This is a genomic window from Bradyrhizobium sp. P2_E8 (assembly GCF_056403875.1).
This window is the reverse complement of sequence record NZ_JBFUES010001483.1, coordinates 1-1259: the sequence shown is the minus strand read 5'-3', so window position 1 is coordinate 1259 and position 1259 is coordinate 1. Positions and strand designations below refer to the sequence as shown.

Below are 1259 nucleotides of genomic sequence, written 5' to 3'. Positions count from 1 at the left end.
TGGCAAGGCCGTAATTGCCGATCGCGCGATGGGTGAGCTCGGTGATACTCTGAAATATCTCGGTGCCGCGGATCTTGAAAAGCGAGGCCGCCGGCCCAGGATCTATGCCGCGCGCCATCTGGGCGACGACGCGCAGCTCCGTCGCCTCCAGCGCCAGCACGTCGAGCTCGATGCGGGCAATGTCCCGCACAAATTCGAGATGCGCGGGATCGTCGGCCGGTATCTCCGCCTTCACGATCTGCTTCAGCTTGTTGATGTAGCGGGTGGACCGGCCGATCCCGGCCATGCCGGTGCGCTCGTTGCCGAGCAGGAACTTGGCGTAGGTCCAGCCCCTGTTCTCCTCGCCGACCAGGTTCTCGACGGGCACGCGGACGTTTTCGAGGAAGACGTCGTTGACCTCATGGCTGCCGTCGATCGTGATGATCGGCCGCACGATGACGCCGGGCGACTTCATGTCGATCAGCAGAAAGGAGATGCCGGATTGTGGCTTCGCGTTCGGATCGGTGCGCACGAGGCAGAATATCCAGTCGGCATGCTGCGCCAGCGTGGTCCAGGTCTTGTGACCGTTGACGATGTAGTGGTCGCCCTCCCGCACCGCCTTGGTCCTGACGGTCGCGAGGTCCGAGCCCGAGCCTGGCTCCGAATAGCCTTGGCACCACCAATCCTCGCCGGACAGAATCCGCGGCAGAAATTTCTTCTTCTGCGCCTCGTTGCCAAAGGTGTAGATGACCGGTCCGACCATGGTGACGCTAAACGCCAGCGGCGGCAGGGTCCCGGCACGGGACGTCTCCTGCTCGAAGATGAAGCGCTGCGTGACGGACCAGCCCGGGCCGCCATATTCCTTAGGCCACAGCGGCGCGATCCAGCCCTTCCTGTAGAGAATGCGATGCCAGAGCAGCGACTGCTCCTTGGTCAGATCGGTCTCGGGGTTCGGAACGCGCATTTCCGCGGGATAATTCGCCGCGATGAAGGCGCGCACTTCATCGCGGAAAGCGGCGTCCTCAGGCGAAAGCGCGAGCTCCATCGCATCAATCTCCTTACCACTTCTCGCCGAACGGACGGATCTCCAGTTCGAACGTCCAAGCGCTTTGCGGCTGCTGGTACAGCTGCCAATAGGATGCAGCGACGGATGAAGGCGGCATCAGAAGGTCGGGATTGTCGAGCGCATTCGGGCCCAGCGCCTCGAGCCGGCGCTGCCGCACCCATTCCGTATCGACGCCAGAATCGATGATGAGATGGGCGACGTGGATGTTCTTCGG

General features: G+C 62.7%; 1 protein-coding gene and 1 pseudogene. Both read right to left on the bottom strand.

The genetic code is table 11. The features are described from left to right. Positions 1 to 1024: acyl-CoA dehydrogenase family protein (locus tag AC1D00_RS41625; protein WP_477014706.1), on the bottom strand; the 1024-nt coding region annotated here is incomplete at its 3' end. 13 nt (positions 1025 to 1037) lie between these two features. Then, positions 1038 to 1259 (bottom strand): annotated as a pseudogene (locus tag AC1D00_RS41620) (short-chain dehydrogenase); the annotation flags it as partial.